Genomic DNA, 17150 nt, shown 5'->3' with positions numbered 1-17150 from the left:
CCGTCAGGCGGGAGCCACCGGGGCCCACAGCACGTCCTCGATGCGCCGCGCCCCGCTCGCCAACAAAGCGAGCCGGTCGAAGCCGAGGGCGCAGCCGCTCGCCGGGGGCATCAGGGCCAGCGCCGCGAGGAAGTCCTCGTCGAGGGGATAGCGTTCGCCATAGAGCCGCTCTTTCTCGTCCATGTCCGCCTCGAAGCGCCGGCGCTGTTCCTCCGCGTCCGTCAGCTCGCCGAAGGCGTTGGCCAGTTCCAGCCCGCAGCAATAAAGCTCGAACCGCTCGGCAAAGCGCGGGTCCTCCGGCTTCGGCCGGGCCAGCGCCGCCTCGCTCACCGGATAGTCGGTAAGGATGGTGGGCCGACCGACGCCCAGGTTCGGCTCGATCTTCTCCACCAGCACGCGCGCGAACACGTCGGCCCAGGTGTCGTCGGGCGCGGTTCGGATGCCGGCCTCGGACGCGGCACGGGCGAAGTGGGCGGCATCTGGCGCTTCGCCCGCGGCGGGCAAAAGGGCTTCAAGATCCATCGAAGCATGGCGATCAAAGGCCGCGACCAGGGTCAGGCGCTCCGGCGCGGCGAACGGATCACAGGACTTGCCGCGATACTGGAAGGTCGCAAATCCGCCCGCCTGCGCGGCGCCGGCGAGGAGGGACGCGCAATCCGCCATCATCGCCGTATAGGGCGCGCCAGCGCGATACCACTCCAGCATGGTGAATTCGGGATGGTGCGCCATGCCCCGCTCGCGATTGCGGAACACACGGGCGAACTCGAAGATCCTCGGCTCGCCGGCGGCGAGCAGCTTCTTGGCGGCGAACTCGGGCGAGGTGCGCAGGTAGAGCCGGCGCGTCGTTCCGTCCGGGCCGACGAGGTCGGTGCCAAAGGCGTGGAGGTGGGTCTCGTTGCCGGGTGAGACCTGCAGCACGGGTGTCTCCACCTCGACGAAGCCGTCCTCGGCGAAGAAGGCCCGCACGGCGGAGGCGACGCGGGCGCGCGCGAGGAGGAAGGGGCGGCGGTCGGCGTGGATGTCGGGCCGCCACCAGGCGGGCGAGGGCGGAGGGGGCGAGGCGCTGGGTACCGTCATGCTGCTTGGATCCTCGCTGCCGCTGGCGGCACGCGCCCCGTCGCCGGCCCTGGGGCCGGAAAGGCGGGTGAAGACTGGCGTTGCGCGCCATTATCGCTATGGTGCGCGCCGAACCAGCCAGACGGTGCCGCCGTCCCCCATTTTCCAATCGGCGCGGGTGCCGCGCATCAGGTCAAGGAAGAGCCGACGTGGTCAAGGTTATTGCCAGCACCCTGCGCAAGGGCAACGTGGTCGACATCGACGACAAGCTGTATGTGGTGCTCACCGCCGAGAACATTCATCCCGGCAAGGGCACGCCGGTGACGCAGCTCGACATGCGCCGCATCTCCGACGGCGTGAAGATCTCCGAGCGCTACCGCACCACCGAGCAGGTGGAGCGCGCCTTCGTGGAAGACCGCCCGCATACCTTCCTCTACGAGGATTCCGACGGCTACACCTTCATGAACCCGGAAACCTACGATCAGGTGACGGTGACGAAGGACGTGATGGGCGATTCCGCGGTTTATCTGCAGGAAGGCATGGAGTGCATGCTCTCCACCCATAATGGCGTGCCGATCGCCATCGAGCTTCCGGCCCGCGTGGTGCTGGAGATCGTGGACACCGAGCCGACCGTGAAGGGCCAGACGGCCTCTTCGTCCTACAAGCCCGCCATGCTTTCCAACGGTGTGCGCACCATGGTGCCGCCGCACATCGCGTCCGGAACTCGCGTCGTCGTCATGACCGCCGACGCTTCCTACGTCGAACGCGCGAAGGACTGAGCCTCGCACCCGCAATTCGACCGGAAGGGGGCCCCGCCTCCCTTTCGGCAAGCTTCAACGCGAGCGTTGGGAACTTTTCCACCGGCCGTTTGTTGAGCCCGAACATGTCCCTGTTGGGACATGCAGTCAGCAGGGCGTTGAAGAATGATCTTGTCGGGAAGGCGGGTACTTGTCGTCGAGGACGAGTATCTCGTGGCACTGGGGCTCGAAGACAATCTGCGGTCGCTGGGCTACAACGTGGTCGGGCCGATTGCGAGCCTTTCCGCCGCCGTTGCGGCCGCGACGTCCGAGCGGATCGACGCCGCCATTCTCGACGTGAACCTCGCCGGAGAGCCGGTCTATCCGGCTGCGGCGATCCTCGCCGAACGCGGCATCCCCTTCATTTTCTGCTCGGGCTATACCGGCAGCGTGCGCATGCCGGCGGAATTCGCCGATGCGCCGCGCGTGGCCAAGCCCTACACCAGCCGCGTGATTGCGGACGCGCTCGCCGACCTCATCGGGGCGGGCGGCGGTCCCGGCGGCGGGCAGCGCGAGAGGCGGAACGTGTCCGCCTCCAACGACATGTGATCTGAAGCTCTCTGAATTCCGGCGAGGGCCTCAGGCCGCACCTGTGGCCTTCGTGGGCTCGGCCTTCGGTCCGCCGCGTGCAACACCGACCATGGCAGGACGCAGCACCCGCTCCCCGATGACGTAGCCGGCCTGCACCACCTGCACCACGGTACCGGTCGGGACGCTCGGGTCGGGCACCTCGAACATGGCCTGATGCAGGTTGGGGTCGAACTTCTCCCCCTTGGGCTCGATCTTGCGGATGCCGTGCTTCTCCAGCGCCTTCACGAGGCCGCGTTCGGTCAGCTCCAGCCCATCCAGCAGCGCCTTGAAATTGCCTTCGGCGGTCGCCTTGGCCTCCGCCTCCACCGAGCCAAGGGCCCGGGCGAGGTCGTCCGCCACGTTCAGCACGTCGCGGGCAAAGGAGGCGATGCCGTAGGTCTTGGCGTCCTGGATTTCCTTGTCGGCGCGGCGGCGCACGTTCTCCGCCTCGGCGAAGGCGCGCAGGAACTTGTCCTTGAGGCTCGCGATCTCCGCTTCCAGGCGCGCCTTGTCGCCCGCCGGATCGCCCAGGGCGGCATCCGCCATGGCGCCCGCTTCCGCCTCGGCGGTCGCCTCATTCACCTGTGCAGTCCCCCGCGCGGCGCCGTTTTCGCTTGCGTCGCCGCCGGTCTCGGGCGTGCGCTTCTGCTCGCTCATCCGGTCACTTCCCCTGCCTTGAGATTTGCCCGGGTCACAACACCGTCGGGCAAAGGCCAATTGTCCCGGCGCATATCGGGGCGATGGGGGGAAAAATCAAGTCGTAGTGATCCTTGTCCCTAAGCCGCGTCGGCCCCCGGCGCGCCCAATACGCGGCTGACGAGGCGGGCGGTGAAGTCCACCATGGGAACGATGCGGCCGTAATTGAGCCGCGTTGGGCCGATCACGCCCAGAACGCCCACCACCCGGCCCTGCCCGTCGCGATAGGGGGCGACGATGGTGGAGGAGCCGGAGAGGGAGAACAGCCGGTTCTCCGAGCCGATGAAGATGCGCAGCGCCTGCGCCTCCTCCGCCCGGCCGAGCAGCTCTGAGACTTCGCGCTTGGTCTCGAGGTCGTCGAACAGCAGGCGGATGCGCTCCAGATCCTCCAGCGCGCGCAGGTCTTCCAACAGTTTCGCCTGCCCGCGCACGATGAGGGTGCGTCCGCCCGGCTCGTCGCCCGACCAGGAGGCGAGCCCGGCCTCCACCACGCGGGCGGTGAGGGCGTCGAGGTCGCGGTTCAGCTCGGACAGGAGGCTGTCCATCTCCTGCCGGGCGTCGGAAAGGGTGCGGCCGCGGATGCGGGCGTTGAGAAAATTGGTCGCCTCGGTGAGGGCGGAGACGGGCAGGCCCGGCGGCAGCGCCAGCGCCCGGTTCTCCACCTGCCCATCCTCGGAAACGAGGATCACGAGGGCGCGCCCCGGCTCCAGCGGCACGAACTCCACATGCTTCAGGCGCGGATCGGTCTTCGTGGCGGTCACGACGCCAGCGCCACGGGCGAGGCCGGAGAGCAATCCGGACGCTTCCTGCAGCACGCCTTCCACCGTGGTGGTGCGGGCGGCCGCCAGCACCTGCGATTCGATATTGGCCCGGTCGCGCTCGTTGACGTCGCCCACCTCCATCAGCGCATCCACGAAGAAGCGCAGGCCGCGTTCAGTCGGCAGGCGCCCGGCGCTGGTGTGGGGGGCATAGATGAGCCCGGCCGCTTCCAGGTCCGCCATCACGTTGCGGACCGAGGCGGGCGAGAGCGTCATGGGAATGAGGCGGGCGATGTTGCGCGAGCCCACCGGCTCGCCGGTGGCGAGGTAACTCTCGACGATCTGGCGGAAAATCTCGCGCGAACGCTGGTCGATCTGCGCGAGGCCGCCGGTGGAGAGGGGCAGGAACGGATCGAGCGCCACGGGTTCAGCCTTCGGAGCCAAGGATTTCTCTGGCTCTAATGTGTCCCTCGCCGGGGTCGGGTTCAAGCGCCGCGCATGGGCTGTGGCGGCCCTTGCTTTCCTCCCGGCGCGCGGCGCTCTAAAAGGAGCGCCCATGACGCACAAAGAGGTATCCATCATGCGCCCCAGCAAGCGCGCCCCGGACGAGATGCGCGCGGTGTCCTTTGAACGGGGCGTGATGCGCCACGCGGAAGGCTCCTGCCTCGTGAAGTTCGGCGACACCCACGTCCTCGTCTCCGCGACGCTGGAAGAGCGCCTGCCACCGTGGCTCAAAGGCCAGGGACGCGGCTGGGTGACGGCGGAATATTCCATGCTGCCCCGCGCCACCCACGACCGCACCCGGCGCGAATCCACCACCGGCAAGCAGTCCGGCCGCACCCAGGAGATCCAGCGCCTGATCGGGCGTTCGCTCCGTTCGGTGACGGACCTCGTGGCGATGGGCGAGAAGCAGATCACCATCGATTGCGACGTGCTCCAGGCCGATGGCGGCACCCGCACCGCCTCCATCACCGGCGCCTGGATCGCGCTTCACGACTGCCTGAGCTGGATGAAATCCCGCTCCATGATCAAGGAAATGCCGCTCAAGCAGCATGTGGCGGCGGTCTCCTGCGGCATATATGAGGGCACGCCCGTGCTCGACCTCGACTATGCCGAGGATTCGGTGGCTGAAACCGACGCCAATTTCGTCATGACCGGCACCGGCGGCATCGTGGAGATCCAGGGCACGGCGGAAAAGACGCCGTTCACCCAGGAGGAACTGCTCTCGCTGCTCTCGCTGGCCCGATCCGGCGTAGATCAGCTGGTGTCACTCCAGAAGCTGGCGATCGGGTGATGGCGCGCCAGCTCACCGGCCGGCTGGTGGTGGCCACCCACAATCCCGGCAAGCTCATCGAGATGAAGATGCTGCTCGAGCCCCACGGGGTGGAGGCGGTCTCCGCCGGCGAGCTCGGCCTGCCCGAGCCGGAGGAGACCGAAACCACCTTCGAGGGCAACGCCCGCCTCAAGGCGGTTGCGGCGGCCAATGCGGCGCAGCTTCCGGCCTTCGCGGACGACAGTGGCCTCGTCATCGACGCGCTCGGCGGCGCGCCGGGCATCCATACCGCCCGCTGGGCCGGTCCGGAGCGCGATTTCGAGATGGCGATGGAGAAGGTGGAGGCCGAACTGCAGAAGATCGGCGCCACCGAGCCGGCGCAGCGCCACGCTCGCTTCGTTTCCGCGCTGTGCATCGCCTGGCCGGACGGGCATCTGGAGGAGTTCGAGGGCACCGTGGACGGCACCCTCGTGTGGCCACCGCGCGGAGCCAAGGGCTTCGGCTATGATCCCATGTTCCTCCCCGAGGGCCATGTGAAGACCTTCGCCGAGATGACGGCGGACGAGAAGCACGGCATGCCCCCCAAGGGCTTCGGCCTCTCCCACCGCGCGCGCGCCTTCCTGAAGCTCTCGCAGGCGTGCCTGAAGGGGTGAGCGCGATCTTGGATCAGGCCCCCTCCGTGCCCGCACCTGCGCACCCTCTCCCCATCGCGGGGCAGGGGGTCGACGGCATTGAGGACACGGCGGGCGGCTTCGGCGTCTATATCCATTGGCCCTTCTGTAAGGCCAAGTGTCCCTATTGCGACTTCAACAGCCATGTCCGCCTCGTGCCGCCGGACGAGGCCCGCTACATCGCGGCCTTCCGCCGTGAGATCGCCCATATGCGGGCTTTGTCGGGGCCGCGAAGGGCAGAGACGGTCTTCTTCGGCGGTGGCACGCCCTCGCTCATGGCGCCGTCGACGGTCGCCGCCATTCTGGAGGCGATCGACGACGCTTGGCCGCTCACCGCCGATGCGGAGGTGACGCTGGAGGCGAACCCGACCTCCGTGGAGGCCGAGCGGTTCCAGGGCTACCGGGCGGCGGGCGTCAATCGCGTCTCGCTCGGCGTTCAGGCGCTGGACGACGCAGACCTTCAGGGCCTCGGGCGGATGCATTCGGTGGCGGAGGCGCTGGCCGCCGTGGCCATCGCCCGCCGCGCCTTCGATCGCGTGTCCTTTGACCTCATCTACGCCCGACCGCGCCAGACGCCCGAAGCCTGGTCGGCGGAACTGCGGCGCGCGCTCGCCGAAGGCTGCGAGCACCTGTCCCTCTACCAGCTCACCATCGAGCCCGGCACGCCGTTCGAGCGGTTGTACGGCGCGGGCAAGCTCATTCTGCCCGACGATGATCTCTCCCGCGCGCTATGGGATGTGACGCAGGAGGTGACGGCGCAAGCCGGCCTGCCGGCCTATGAGGTCTCGAACCACGCCCGGCCCGGCGCCGAGGCACGGCACAATCTCGTGTACTGGCGTTACGGCACCTATGCCGGCATCGGCGCCGGGGCCCATGGCCGGCTGCAGGTGGGCGGCACCCGCCGGGCCACCTTCACCGAGCGCGCGCCCGAAGCGTGGCTGGCGCGCGTGGAGGCGGACGGGCACGGCATCGTCTCCGACGAGACGCTGACGCCGGCCGAGCAGGCCGACGAGATGCTGCTCATGGGGCTCCGCCTCCGGGAAGGCGTCGATCTCGCGCGGCACGCCCGCCTGGGCGGACGGATCGACCGGGGTCGTCTCGCGATGCTGGAAGCCGAGAGATTGGTGGCCCGCGAGGGGGATCGGCTGCGCGTCACCCCCGCCGGCTTCCCGGTGCTCAACGCCGTCATCGCCGCGCTGGCGGGCTAGGCGTCGCCGGCTCGTATCCGCGCTGAACGCGCGGGAGCGCTTGCCAACGCCGCGCGGCCTGCTTAAGTCCGCGTGGGGCTTGAGACCGCCTGCCGAGGAACGCGCACCATGTCGCTGGATGCCGACCAGATCGTCGAACGCCGTCGCCTCCGGCGGAAGGTCACATTCTGGCGTGTGCTCGGGGTGCTCGGCGTGATCGCCGCCGTGGCGGTGGGCGTGTCGGCCCTGGTCGGCCGGGACATTCCCACCTCGTCTCCCCATGTGGCCCGGATCATGATCGGCGGCATCATCCGCAACGATCGCGAGCGGGTTGAACTGCTGGAAGAGATCGGCCGCTCCCGTGCCAGCGCCGTCATCCTCTCCATCGACAGCCCCGGCGGCACGGTGACCGGCTCCGAGCAATTGTTCGATGCGCTCCGTCGCCTTGCCGAGAAGAAGCCGGTGGTGGCCGTCGTGGAAGGCGTCGCTGCCTCAGGCGCCTATATAGCGGCGCTGGGTGCCGACCACATCGTGGCCCGCCGCAATGCGCTGGTGGGCTCCGTTGGCGTCCTCTACCAGTTTCCCAACTTCACCGAGTTGCTGAAGACCGTGGGCGTGACCATGGAGGACATCAAGTCCTCCCCGCTCAAGGCCTCCCCCAATCCGTATACGCCGGTGACGCCGGAGGCGCGCGCCGCCGTGGATTCGCTGGTGAAGGACAGCTACGCCTGGTTCAAGGACCTCGTGGGCGATCGCCGCAAGCTCTCGGATGCCAAGCTCGCCAACGTCTCGGACGGGCGCGTCTTCACCGGTCATCAGGGGCTCGAACTCCAGCTGGTGGACGAACTCGGCGACGAGCGCACCGCCCGCGCCTGGCTCGCCCGCGAGAAGGGCGTGAGCGAGGCTCTCAAGGTCCGCACCTGGCGCACCAAGGAGGTTGGCGACGAGTTCGGCTGGTTGCTCGGCGCGGCGCGCGGCGTCGTCAGCGCGCTCGGCTTCCCGCAGGCGGCGGCGCTGCTGACCGATGCGGCGAAAGGCGCGCTGGAGCGCAGTCAGCTTGACGGTCTGTTGGCCCTCTGGCACCCTCGCACCGAGGGTTAGGATAGCTTTCACAAGCGCTTGGCGGCCATCCGACAACACCGATAACACCGCCGGACCACCCGGCCGTCCACCGTCCCTCTCGCGGTGCAACGGCGCGCTGGCGGCGGACGATTTCGAGGAACTGGGGCCACAATGATCAAGTCCGAGCTCGTCCAAAAGATCGCCGAGGCCAACCCGCACCTCTACCAGAGGGACGTGGAGAACATCGTCAACGCCATCCTGGAGCAGATCGCCTCCGCGCTGGAGCGGGGCGATCGCGTGGAGTTGCGCGGCTTCGGCGCCTTCTCGGTGAAGAAGCGCGACGCCCGCGTCGGCCGCAACCCGCGCACCGGCAAGCAGGTGGACGTGAGCGAGAAGACCGTCCCCTATTTCAAGACCGGCAAGGAGATGCGCGAGCGTCTCAACACCGGAAAGTAGGCGCCCGTGAGCCGCTTCCTCTCCATCCTCGTCGGCCTGCCCCTCGCGATCCTCGCGGTGGCGCTGGCGGTTGCGAACCGCAAGCCGGTCACGCTGTCCCTCGATCCGTTCGCGCCGGACCATCCGGCCGTGTCGGTGACGCTGCCGCTGTTCGCGATCATCTTCGCTGCGGTGATCGTCGGCGTGATCGCCGGCGGGATCGTGACCTGGGCGCGCCAGGGCCGCTACCGCAAGGAAGCACGTGCGGCGCGCCAGGAGCAGAGGCGGGCCGAGGCCGCGCGGCCGGCTCCGTCCTCCCAGCTGGGTCTGCCGGCTCCCCGGAACTGAGGGGCGCGCCCCGTCCCCTTCGCGTTTTTCCGGAGCCGTCCCGTGCAAGCGGGGCGGCTCTTTCGTTTGCGAGCCCGGCGGCCGGCCGATACGCGCCGCGCCTCAATAGAAGCCGACCGGGAACCAGCGCAGGTAGAGATCGGTATACACGCCTTTCTCCCAGATGCGCTGGAGGGCGAAGTCCATCGCGTGGCGCAAGGTGTCGTTGCCCTCCTTCACGGCGACTGAGAAGCCGTCGCCGAAGAAGCGGCTCTCGGTGAAGGGGCCGCCGACGAAACGGCAGCAATTCCCGCTGTCGGTGCCGTTCAGCCAGAGCGCGAGGGTGATGCCGTCACCGAACAGAAGGTCCACCTGCCCCGCCTTCACCGCCTCCTGCGCCGCCTTGAGATCCGGATAAGGTCGGATGGCGGCCTCGTTGAAGAAGGAGCGCAGATAAGCCTCGTGCGCCGTGCGGCTGACCACGGCCACCTTCTTGGAGGCCACCTCCTCGGGCGTCGCCTTCGCCAGCGTCTCCTGCCGGCGGCCGACAAACCGCGCGGGCGTGCCGAGGTAGCGTTCCGAGAAATCCAGCGTTGCCCGCGCTGCGGGCGTCGCGACAAGGCCGGCGATGGCGGCCTCTGCGCGGCCCTGGTCCACCACGTCGGCCACGTCGGCGAAAGATGCCGTCTGGAAGCTGCACGTCACGCTGAGCTCGGCGCAGATCGCCCGCGCCAGATCGATGTTGAAGCCGGAGAGGGCGCCCGTGGAGTTGATGAAATTGAACGGCGGATAATCATCCGTGGTCACGAACCGCAGTTCCTTCGGGAGCTTCGCGGCGTCGGGGCGCTCCAGCCGCCGCTCCACATTCCAGAAGTTGGGTACCACCACTGGCGTGACGGCGATGGTGTCCGCGCGCTCGACCAGTGGCGGGGGCGAGCCCGGTGCTGGCCGCCCCTGTGCCGCCGGCGGCTGCTGAGCCGTCGCACCGCCCGCCGCCACCAGAGCCACGCATAGCACGACAGCGCTGAGGCCCGACCGCCGGACAAGGAGGCGTCTGAAAGCACGGCTGCTCACGAAAGAGGCTGGTGGGAGCATCGGGGAAAAGCTTACCCTAGGGTTGCATGAGGGTCGGGGCATGGTGGGGGATGCCGGTGCCGCCCGCAAGGGGCGGAGCCATGTAAGCGAGGATGGGCACCGGCACCAGCGCGGCGGCACGCAGGGGGCGGCCGCTACGCCCGCTGTCTCGGTGGCGCCCGAGCTTTTGTGTTACCTCGGTCATGTCGATATGGCGGCGCTTCTCGCCGCAGACGCGCGTGCCCGGCTGGTGGGTGTCGGCATCGACGAAGTGCTCGTCGCCTCGGGCGCGCTGGACGACCAAACCGCAACGGAGATCCTCGCTCGCGATCTTGGCCTGCCTTCGGCCACGCACGGCCTGCGCGACCTGCCGGACGATCCGGCCGTCGCGGAAGCCGTGCTACGCACCGGCACGTTGGTGATCCCAAATGAGGGCGGGCGCCCGCGCTTCGTCATGGCGGCGCGCGGCCGCATCGTGCGGCGCCTGCGCCGGGCGCTGCGGCGAGATGCGGATCTGGCGGCGCGGGTGGGATTGATCGCGCCTTCGGAGCTGGCCCGGCGCATCGGCGACGCCTGTGGCCCGCGTCTCGCCCTTGCCGCGGCCGGGCGGCTTCTGCGCGCCGATCCGCTCAAGTCGGCGGCGACGCTGCGCCCAGGCCGTATCGTCGGGCTTGGCGCCGCAGCCGTGGGCCTGCCGCTCGCGCTGCTGCTGGCGCTGGCGCCGGGGGCGGGCATCCTCGCGGTGCAGGCGGTTCTCTCGCTCGTCTTCCTCGCCTGGATCGCCCTGCGCCTCGCAGGCTGCCTCTATGTGCCGCCGGAGGAGCCCGCGCCCCGGTTCGATGACCGGGCGCTGCCGGTCTATTCGCTGCTGGTGCCGCTCTATCGGGAGGCGGCGAGCGTTCCCCGGCTGGTGGCGGCGCTGCAGGCGCTCGACTATCCGCCGGAGAAGCTCGAAATCAAGCTGGTGGTGGAGGCCGACGATCAGGCCACCCGGGCCGCCATCGCAGCTCTCGCGTTGCCGTCGCACATGGCGGAAGTGGCCGTGGCGCCGGTGGGGCCACGGACCAAGCCCAAGGCGCTGGAAGCGGCGCTGCCCTTCGTTCGCGGCAGCTTCGTCGCCGTCTATGACGCGGAGGACCTTCCGGAGCCGGATCAACTGCGCCGCGCCGTCGCGGCCTTTGGCGCGGGCGGGCCGAAGGTGGGATGCGTGCAGGCGCGGCTGTGCATCGACAATGGCGGGGACAGCTGGATCTCGGCCCAGTTCGCCGCCGAATATGCCGGCCAGTTCGATGTCCTGCTGCCGGTGCTGAGCGCCCTTGGCCTGCCCATTCCACTCGGCGGCACCTCCAACCACTTCCGCCGCCGCGTGCTGGATCAGGTGGGGGGATGGGACCCCTACAACGTCACCGAGGATGCCGACCTCGGCATCCGCCTCGCCCGCGCCGGATGGCAGACCCGCGTCATCTCCTCAAGCACTTACGAGGAGGCGCCGGTGACCCGGCGCGCCTGGATCGGCCAGCGCACCCGCTGGCTGAAGGGCTGGGCGCAGACCCTTCTGGTCCATGGGCGCCGGCCCGGGGCGCTGGTGCGGGATATTGGCCCCGGCGGCACGCTCGCGCTGACGCTGCTCACCGCAGGGCCTTATGCGGCGGCGCTGGTGCATCCGCTCTGCCTCGGCCTGTTCCTCGCCGACATCGTGCGGGGCGTCGCCGGGCTGCCATGCACCACCATCTTGGAAGTGGCCACCAGCGCGCTTACCTACACAACTCTCGTCGCCGGCTATGGCGGGGCGGCCGTGACCATGGTGGTGGGGCTCGGCCGGCGCGGGATGCGGCCGGGCTGGCGCACCATCGCGGGCACGCCGATCTACTGGCTGCTGCTGTCGGTGGCGGCATGGCGGGCGGTGATCGAGCTGGTCCGGCGGCCGTACCACTGGCAGAAGACGGAGCACGGCGTCGCCCGGCGGGGCGCCGGCGGCGGGCTCAGAAGTAGCGCTTCAGCTCCGCTGCAGCCTCGGCCGGAGGCCGCTTGGAGTTGAACGGCGCGACGAAAGTCCCAGTCTTGTCCATGAGATAGACCACGGCGGTGTGATCCATGGTGTAGTCGCCATCCTTGAGCGGGACTTTGCGGGAATAGACGCGGTATTCCTTCTTGATCTGCTCCGTCGCCTCCGGGGTTCCGGACAGGCCGAGGATCTGCGGCGAGAAGCTGGACACGTAGGACTTGAGCACCGCCGGCGTGTCGCGCTCGGGGTCCACGGACACGAAGAAGGCCTGCGCCTTGCCCGCATCCGGACCCAGCGCGGCGAAGATTTCCGACATCTCGAACAGCGCCGTCGGGCACACGTCCGGGCAATGGGTGAAGCCGAAAAAGATGAGTGTCGGCTTGCCCTTGAGGGCGGCTTCCGTGACCGTCCGGCCGTTCTGGTCGGTCAGGCTGAACGGCCCGCCGACCGCCGCCTGTCCCGTCACTTTCTGCTGTGGGGGCGCGGGCATGAGCAGGGTGACGGCGGTGACGAGGATGAGGGCGCCCGCGGCGAAGGCCGAAAAAAGGGCAATGATCTTCGTGCGTTGCGACATTATTTCAAGGCCTTGGGGGCGATCGGAGAGGTCTCACAGGCAGGCGGAGAAGCCGGCGCTCAGGAGATCGAAGAACACGTCGGCGCCATAGCGGGCCCACAGGGCCAGCCCGCCGGCGCAGAGCGCGGCGAGGGCCGCCGCAAGGCCCAAGACCCCCGCCAGCCCGATGCCCCGCCCGGCCGCGCCCGGTCCGTCGGCATGCGTCGCAAGCCGTTGCTGGACCTCGGTTTTCTGGGACAGGGTGACAGACATGGCGCGCCGGCTGGAGGGGAGCTGCAAGCCGCAGGATAGCGCGGGCGGCGGTATTTATCCAATCCGCGCCGGTCAATCGCCCGTGACAGGGCGCCTCACCAGCGGTCGGAGGGCGGCGCGCCCTGCCATTCGGCGATGCGGCGCAGGGTGGCGGGGGTGGTTCCTTCGGGCAGGGCGTCGGGCGGGAAGAAGTCGGCGGCGACGATTTCGAGGGTCTTCTCCGGCCTTGGGCCGATGACGAGGCGGGTGGCGCGGTAGAGCGCCACATGGTCTCGCCCGCCGACCAAGGGATTGAAATAAAAGCCGGAAAGCGTCAGCGGCCCCGCCGCCTCCACGTTGGCCTCCTCGCGCAGTTCCCGCCGCGCGGCCTCCTCCGCCGTCTCGCCCAGATCCACGCCGCCGCCGGGGAAATGCCAGCCGGAGACATAGGTGTGGCGGACCAGAAGAAGCCGGCCGGCCTCGTCGGTGGCCAGTATCCGGACACCTAAGGTCATGCCGTGGCGGACCCGGCGCAGGAGGGAGAGGGCGGACAACATGGGCCGAGCATAGCCCCTCCTGACAGGGGGGAAAGGGTGGTTCACACCCCCCTGTCAGGTGCGTTCACACCACCTATTCGGCGGCGTTCGGGAGCGGTTCGGGCCGAACCCACCGCAATACCGGCGCGCGGGCGGCGCGGGTCTCGTCCAGACGGCGGCGGGGAGCGTAATGGGGGGCGCCGAGGAAGCGCTCCTTGTCCCCCGCCTTGGCGGCCATGGCGAGGTCGCGCAGGGCGCCGAGGAAGAGGTCGAGGGAGGCCTTCGATTCGCTCTCCGTCGGCTCGATCAGCATCGCCCCGTGGACCACCAGCGGGAAGTAGACCGTCATGGGGTGGTAGCCCTCGTCGATCAGCGCCTTCGCCACGTCGAGGGTGGAGAGGCCGGTACCCGCCAGCCAGGTGTCGTCGAACAGGGCCTCGTGCATGGCCGGGCGCTCGGCGAAGGGGGCGCTCATCACGTCCATCAGGCAGGCGCGGACGTAATTGGCGGAGAGGACGGCGTCCTCGGAGGCCTGCCGCATGCCGTCGGCCCCATGGGAGAGCATCCACGACAGCGCCCGGACGAACATGCCCATCTGGCCGTGGAAGGCGCTCATGCGGCCGAGCGCCTGTTCGGCGCCGGCCGACCCTTCGTCCTCCACCAGCACCAGCCCGTCCGCGGTGGCGACCAGCGCCGGCACCGGGGCGAACGGCGCCAACGCCTGAGAGAGCACCACCGGCCCGGCGCCGGGACCGCCGCCGCCATGGGGGGTGGAGAAGGTCTTGTGGAGGTTGATGTGCATGGCATCGACCCCGAGGTCGGCGATGCGCACCTTGCCGAGGATGGCGTTGAAATTGGCGCCGTCCGAATAGAAATAGGCGCCGGCCCCGTGCACCGCCTCGGCAATCGCCACCACGTCCCGCTCGAACAGGCCGCAGGTGTTGGGATTGGTGAGCATGAGGGCGGCCACCTCCGGCCCCAGTGCGGCCTTCACCGCCTCCGGGTCCACCGTGCCATCGGCGCGGGCGGGGATGGAGCGCACCTCATAGCCGATGAGGGCGGCGGTGGCGGGATTGGTGCCGTGGGCGCTCTCCGGCACCAGCACCACATGGCGATCGCCATTGCCCTGCGCCTCGTGGGCGGCCTTGATGGCCATCATCCCGCAGAGTTCGCCATGGGCGCCGGCCTTGGGGGTGAGGGCCACGGCCTGCATGCCGGTCAGCTCCAGCAGATAGCGCGACAGCTCCGCCATCAGCTCCAGCGCGCCCTTCACGGTGGAGAGGGGCTGGAGCGGGTGGATGTCGGCAAAGCCGGGCAGCCGCGCCATCTTCTCGTTGAGGCGCGGGTTGTGCTTCATGGTGCAGGAGCCGAGCGGGAACAGCCCGCTGTCGATGCCATAATTCATGCGCGAGAGGCGCACGTAATGGCGCATGGCCTCGGGCTCGGAGAGGCCGGGCAGCTCCAGCGGCGCGGTGCGCACGTGGCTGCCGAGGCGGTCCTTGAAGGGGGCGGGCTCGGCAATGTCCACGCCCGTCACCTCGGTGCGGCCGATCTCGAAGATCAGGCCTTCCTCAAGGTCGAGGCCCCGGTTGCCGGTGAAGGTGACGGGGCCCGCGCTGACGCCCCCGACGATGTGCGGCGTCGTCGCGCCACGGCCTTCGCGGTTCATCACAGCACCTCCTTGAGGGCCGCGGCATAGGCGGCGCGGTCGTCCTCGGTGGTCGTCTCGGTGGCGGCGACGAGGATGAGGTCGTCGAGGCCGGATTTCGGGGCGAGGCGGGAATAGGGGACGCCGCCGAGGATGCCCCTGGCCGCCAGCTTCTCCACCACGTCCGAAGCCTTGCCCGGCACGCACAGGGTGAATTCGTTGAAGAAGGTGTCGTTGAGCACGCTCGCTCCCGGCACGGCGGCGAGCCGGTCCGCGAGGTCGCAGGCGGCCGCGTGGTTGGCGCGCGCCAGCCGTGTGAGCCCGGTCTGGCCGAGCAGGCTCATATGGATGGTGAAGGCCAGCGCGCACAGGCCCGAATTGGTGCAGATGTTGGAGGTCGCCTTCTCCCGGCGGATGTGCTGCTCGCGGGTGGAGAGGGTGAGCACGAAGCCGCGTCGGCCTTCCGCATCCACCGTCTCGCCGGCAAGGCGGCCGGGCATCTGCCGCACGAATTTCTGCCGGGTGGCGAACAGGCCCACATAGGGGCCGCCGAAATTCAGCGCATTGCCGATGGACTGGCCCTCGCCCGCCACGATGTCGGCGCCCTGCGCCCCCGGCGGCTCGATGAGGCCGAGGCTGACCGCCTCGGTGAACACGGCGATCAGCAGCGCGCCGGCCTTGTGGGCCGCCTCGGCGATGGGCTTCAGATCCACGATGTTGCCGAACACGTCCGGCGACTGCACGACGACGCACGAGCAGCCGGCATCGATGGCGGCGATGATGTCCTCCCCGCCCGTGGGCACGGGGGCCAGCGCCACCACCTCGTCGGCGGCATAGCGCGAGACGGTCTCGATGGTCGCGCGATAGTGCGGGTGGAGATTGCCGGCCAGCAGCGCCTTGCGGCGCCGGGTGACGCGGTGGGCCATCAGCACCGCCTCGGCGGCGGCGGTGGAGCCGTCATACATGGAGGCGTTGGCCACCTCCATGCCGGTCAGCTCGGCCACCTGCGTCTGGAACTCGAAGAGATATTGCAGGGTGCCCTGCGCGATCTCCGGCTGGTACGGCGTGTAGGAGGTGAGGAATTCCGAGCGCTGGATCAGGTGGTCCACGCTCGCCGGCACATGGTGGCGATAGGCGCCGGCGCCGACGAAGAAGGGCACCGCGCCCGCCGGCACGTTCTTCGCGGCGAGGCGGGAGAGCGCGCGCTCCACCTCCAGCTCGCTCTTGTGGAGCGGCAGGCGCGGCAGCTCATGCTCGCGTTGGGCGGCGGGAATGTCGGCGAACAGGTTGTCCACCGAGGGCACGCCGATGCGCGCCAGCATCTCGGCGCGGTCATCGGGGGTGAGGGGAAGATAGCGCATGATGCCGCTGATCCCGTTTCAGGCGATGGTGAAGCTCGGGGTGATGACCACCTCCGAGCGCAGGGAATTGGCCACGAAGCATTCGTCGTGGGCCTTGTCGTGCAATGCCGCCACGTCTTCGGCCGTCGGCGTCTTCTCGCCTGAGAAGACGATGGCGGGGTTGAGCGCGATGCGGGAAATCCAGGTCTTGCCCCGCTCGGTCTTGCCGAAAGCGGCCATGACCTTGTCCTCATAGACGTCGATGCAGAAGCCGCCCCGGCGGGCGAAATCCAGCACGAACAGCATGTGGCAGGCGGAGAGGGAGGCGGCGAGCGCCTCCTCCGGGTCCACCGCATCGGCCTTCGACAAGGGCAGGCGGACCACCGCGGGGGAGGACGAGCCGGGCACGGTCAGCCCGTCGAACATCCATTGATGCGCGCGGGGATAGCGGCCGTCCGTGAAGACGGCGTCGCCGCGTTCCCAGCGGACGGTGGCAATGGGGGTGTCGTCGCTCATGGTGTCCGCCTCCCGGTCCGCTCACAGGGTATCCAGATAGTCCTTGTAGGCGTGCTCGTTCATGAGCTCGTCGAACTCGGCGGGGTTGGAGAGCTTCAGCTTCAGGAACCAGCCCTTGCCCTCGGCATCCTCGTTGACGAGGCCGGGCGCGCCTTCGAGTTCCGAGTTCACTTCCACCACCTCGCCGGAGATGGGGGCATAGACCTCGCTCGCGGCCTTCACGCTCTCGACGACGGCGGCTTCCTTGCCCTTCTCCACGGCCTTGCCGATCTCGGGCAGTTCCACGAACACCACGTCGCCGAGCTGGCCCTGGGCGTAGTCGGAGATGCCGACCACCGCCACGTCGCCGTCGATGCGGACGTATTCGTGGTCCTTGGTGTAGCGCACACTCATG

At 69.2% G+C, this 17150-nt stretch carries 20 protein-coding genes; 9 read left to right on the top strand and 11 right to left on the bottom strand.

Annotation, left to right across the window (positions count from 1 at the left end):
- Positions 1-3: 3 nt before the first annotated feature.
- Positions 4-1077 (bottom strand): EF-P lysine aminoacylase EpmA, encoded by a 1074-nt coding sequence (gene epmA, locus V5F63_RS21870; protein WP_394101106.1) that lies wholly within the window; start codon positions 1075-1077, stop codon positions 4-6.
- Between the two features lie 188 nt (positions 1078-1265).
- Between epmA and efp the strand changes: the two genes are divergently transcribed.
- Positions 1266-1835 (top strand): elongation factor P, encoded by a 570-nt coding sequence (gene efp, locus V5F63_RS21865; RefSeq protein ID WP_209485646.1) that lies wholly within the window; start codon positions 1266-1268, stop codon positions 1833-1835.
- A 144-nt stretch (positions 1836-1979) separates the two neighbouring features.
- Positions 1980-2402 (top strand): response regulator, encoded by a 423-nt coding sequence (locus tag V5F63_RS21860; RefSeq protein ID WP_209485644.1) that lies wholly within the window; start codon positions 1980-1982, stop codon positions 2400-2402.
- Between the two features lie 30 nt (positions 2403-2432).
- Here V5F63_RS21860 and grpE read toward each other — a convergent pair whose 3' ends face one another.
- Positions 2433-3080: a nucleotide exchange factor GrpE gene (gene grpE, locus V5F63_RS21855; RefSeq protein WP_394101107.1), complete on the bottom strand. Its 648-nt coding sequence runs from the start codon at positions 3078-3080 to the stop codon at positions 2433-2435.
- Between the two features lie 119 nt (positions 3081-3199).
- A complete protein-coding gene (gene hrcA / locus V5F63_RS21850; protein WP_209489978.1) occupies positions 3200-4300 on the bottom strand; it encodes a heat-inducible transcriptional repressor HrcA in 1101 nt (366 codons plus the stop codon).
- Between the two features lie 157 nt (positions 4301-4457).
- Between hrcA and rph the strand changes: the two genes are divergently transcribed.
- The 6 genes from rph (at position 4458) to V5F63_RS21820 (ending at position 8853) form a co-directional block, all read left to right on the top strand.
- Positions 4458-5171 carry a ribonuclease PH gene (gene rph, locus V5F63_RS21845; protein WP_209489976.1) on the top strand — a complete coding sequence of 238 codons (714 nt, stop codon included), beginning with the start codon at positions 4458-4460 and terminating at the stop codon, positions 5169-5171.
- A complete protein-coding gene (gene rdgB, locus V5F63_RS21840; protein ID WP_394101108.1) occupies positions 5171-5803 on the top strand; it encodes an RdgB/HAM1 family non-canonical purine NTP pyrophosphatase in 633 nt (210 codons plus the stop codon). Before rph ends, rdgB begins: the two co-directional genes overlap by 1 nt.
- 53 nt (positions 5804-5856) lie before the next feature.
- Positions 5857-7029, top strand: coding sequence for a radical SAM family heme chaperone HemW (gene hemW / locus V5F63_RS21835; RefSeq protein WP_394028927.1), 1173 nt, complete (start codon positions 5857-5859; stop codon positions 7027-7029).
- A 108-nt stretch (positions 7030-7137) separates the two neighbouring features.
- Positions 7138-8109, top strand: coding sequence for a signal peptide peptidase SppA (gene sppA / locus V5F63_RS21830; protein WP_394101109.1), 972 nt, complete (start codon positions 7138-7140; stop codon positions 8107-8109).
- A 132-nt stretch (positions 8110-8241) separates the two neighbouring features.
- A complete protein-coding gene (gene ihfB / locus V5F63_RS21825) occupies positions 8242-8526 on the top strand; it encodes an integration host factor subunit beta (RefSeq protein ID WP_024277130.1) in 285 nt (94 codons plus the stop codon).
- Between the two features lie 6 nt (positions 8527-8532).
- The gene (locus V5F63_RS21820) at positions 8533-8853 is read left to right on the top strand and encodes a LapA family protein (RefSeq protein WP_394101110.1); all 321 of its coding nucleotides are present in this window, start codon (positions 8533-8535) and stop codon (positions 8851-8853) included.
- A gap of 102 nt (positions 8854-8955) precedes the next feature.
- Here V5F63_RS21820 and V5F63_RS21815 read toward each other — a convergent pair whose 3' ends face one another.
- Entirely contained in the window at positions 8956-9840 is an 885-nt protein-coding gene (locus V5F63_RS21815) for a transporter substrate-binding domain-containing protein (RefSeq protein WP_394101111.1), read from the bottom strand.
- Positions 9841-9967: 127 nt separating this feature from the next.
- Between V5F63_RS21815 and V5F63_RS21810 the strand changes: the two genes are divergently transcribed.
- On the top strand, positions 9968-11944 hold the full coding sequence (locus V5F63_RS21810) for a glycosyltransferase (protein WP_394101112.1): 1977 nt from the start codon (positions 9968-9970) through the stop codon (positions 11942-11944).
- Here the strand turns inward: V5F63_RS21810 and V5F63_RS21805 are convergent.
- From V5F63_RS21805 to gcvH, 7 genes are all read right to left on the bottom strand, one after another.
- A complete protein-coding gene (locus tag V5F63_RS21805) occupies positions 11889-12485 on the bottom strand; it encodes an SCO family protein (protein ID WP_394101113.1) in 597 nt (198 codons plus the stop codon). The two genes, V5F63_RS21810 and V5F63_RS21805, sit on opposite strands and share 56 nt — an antisense overlap.
- 33 nt (positions 12486-12518) lie before the next feature.
- Complete coding sequence (locus V5F63_RS21800) at positions 12519-12737, bottom strand: hypothetical protein (protein ID WP_394028822.1); 219 nt, start codon at positions 12735-12737, stop codon at positions 12519-12521.
- A 95-nt stretch (positions 12738-12832) separates the two neighbouring features.
- On the bottom strand, positions 12833-13273 hold the full coding sequence (locus V5F63_RS21795; RefSeq protein ID WP_209485628.1) for an NUDIX domain-containing protein: 441 nt from the start codon (positions 13271-13273) through the stop codon (positions 12833-12835).
- A 73-nt stretch (positions 13274-13346) separates the two neighbouring features.
- Positions 13347-14921 carry an aminomethyl-transferring glycine dehydrogenase subunit GcvPB gene (gene gcvPB / locus V5F63_RS21790; RefSeq protein WP_394101114.1) on the bottom strand — a complete coding sequence of 525 codons (1575 nt, stop codon included), beginning with the start codon at positions 14919-14921 and terminating at the stop codon, positions 13347-13349.
- Entirely contained in the window at positions 14921-16261 is a 1341-nt protein-coding gene (gcvPA, locus tag V5F63_RS21785; RefSeq protein WP_394101115.1) for an aminomethyl-transferring glycine dehydrogenase subunit GcvPA, read from the bottom strand. The genes gcvPB and gcvPA overlap by 1 nt, the downstream gene beginning before the upstream one ends.
- 18 nt (positions 16262-16279) lie before the next feature.
- The gene (locus V5F63_RS21780; protein ID WP_209485623.1) at positions 16280-16756 is read right to left on the bottom strand and encodes an OsmC family protein; all 477 of its coding nucleotides are present in this window, start codon (positions 16754-16756) and stop codon (positions 16280-16282) included.
- A 21-nt stretch (positions 16757-16777) separates the two neighbouring features.
- Complete coding sequence (gcvH, locus tag V5F63_RS21775) at positions 16778-17149, bottom strand: glycine cleavage system protein GcvH (RefSeq protein ID WP_209485621.1); 372 nt, start codon at positions 17147-17149, stop codon at positions 16778-16780.
- Position 17150 lies beyond the last annotated feature (1 nt).

This window comes from Xanthobacter wiegelii, assembly GCF_043193855.2.
GTDB lineage: Bacteria > Pseudomonadota > Alphaproteobacteria > Rhizobiales > Xanthobacteraceae > Xanthobacter > Xanthobacter flavus_A.
Note: the sequence above shows the minus strand (reverse complement) of the source record. Positions and strands in the feature narration are given on the sequence as shown.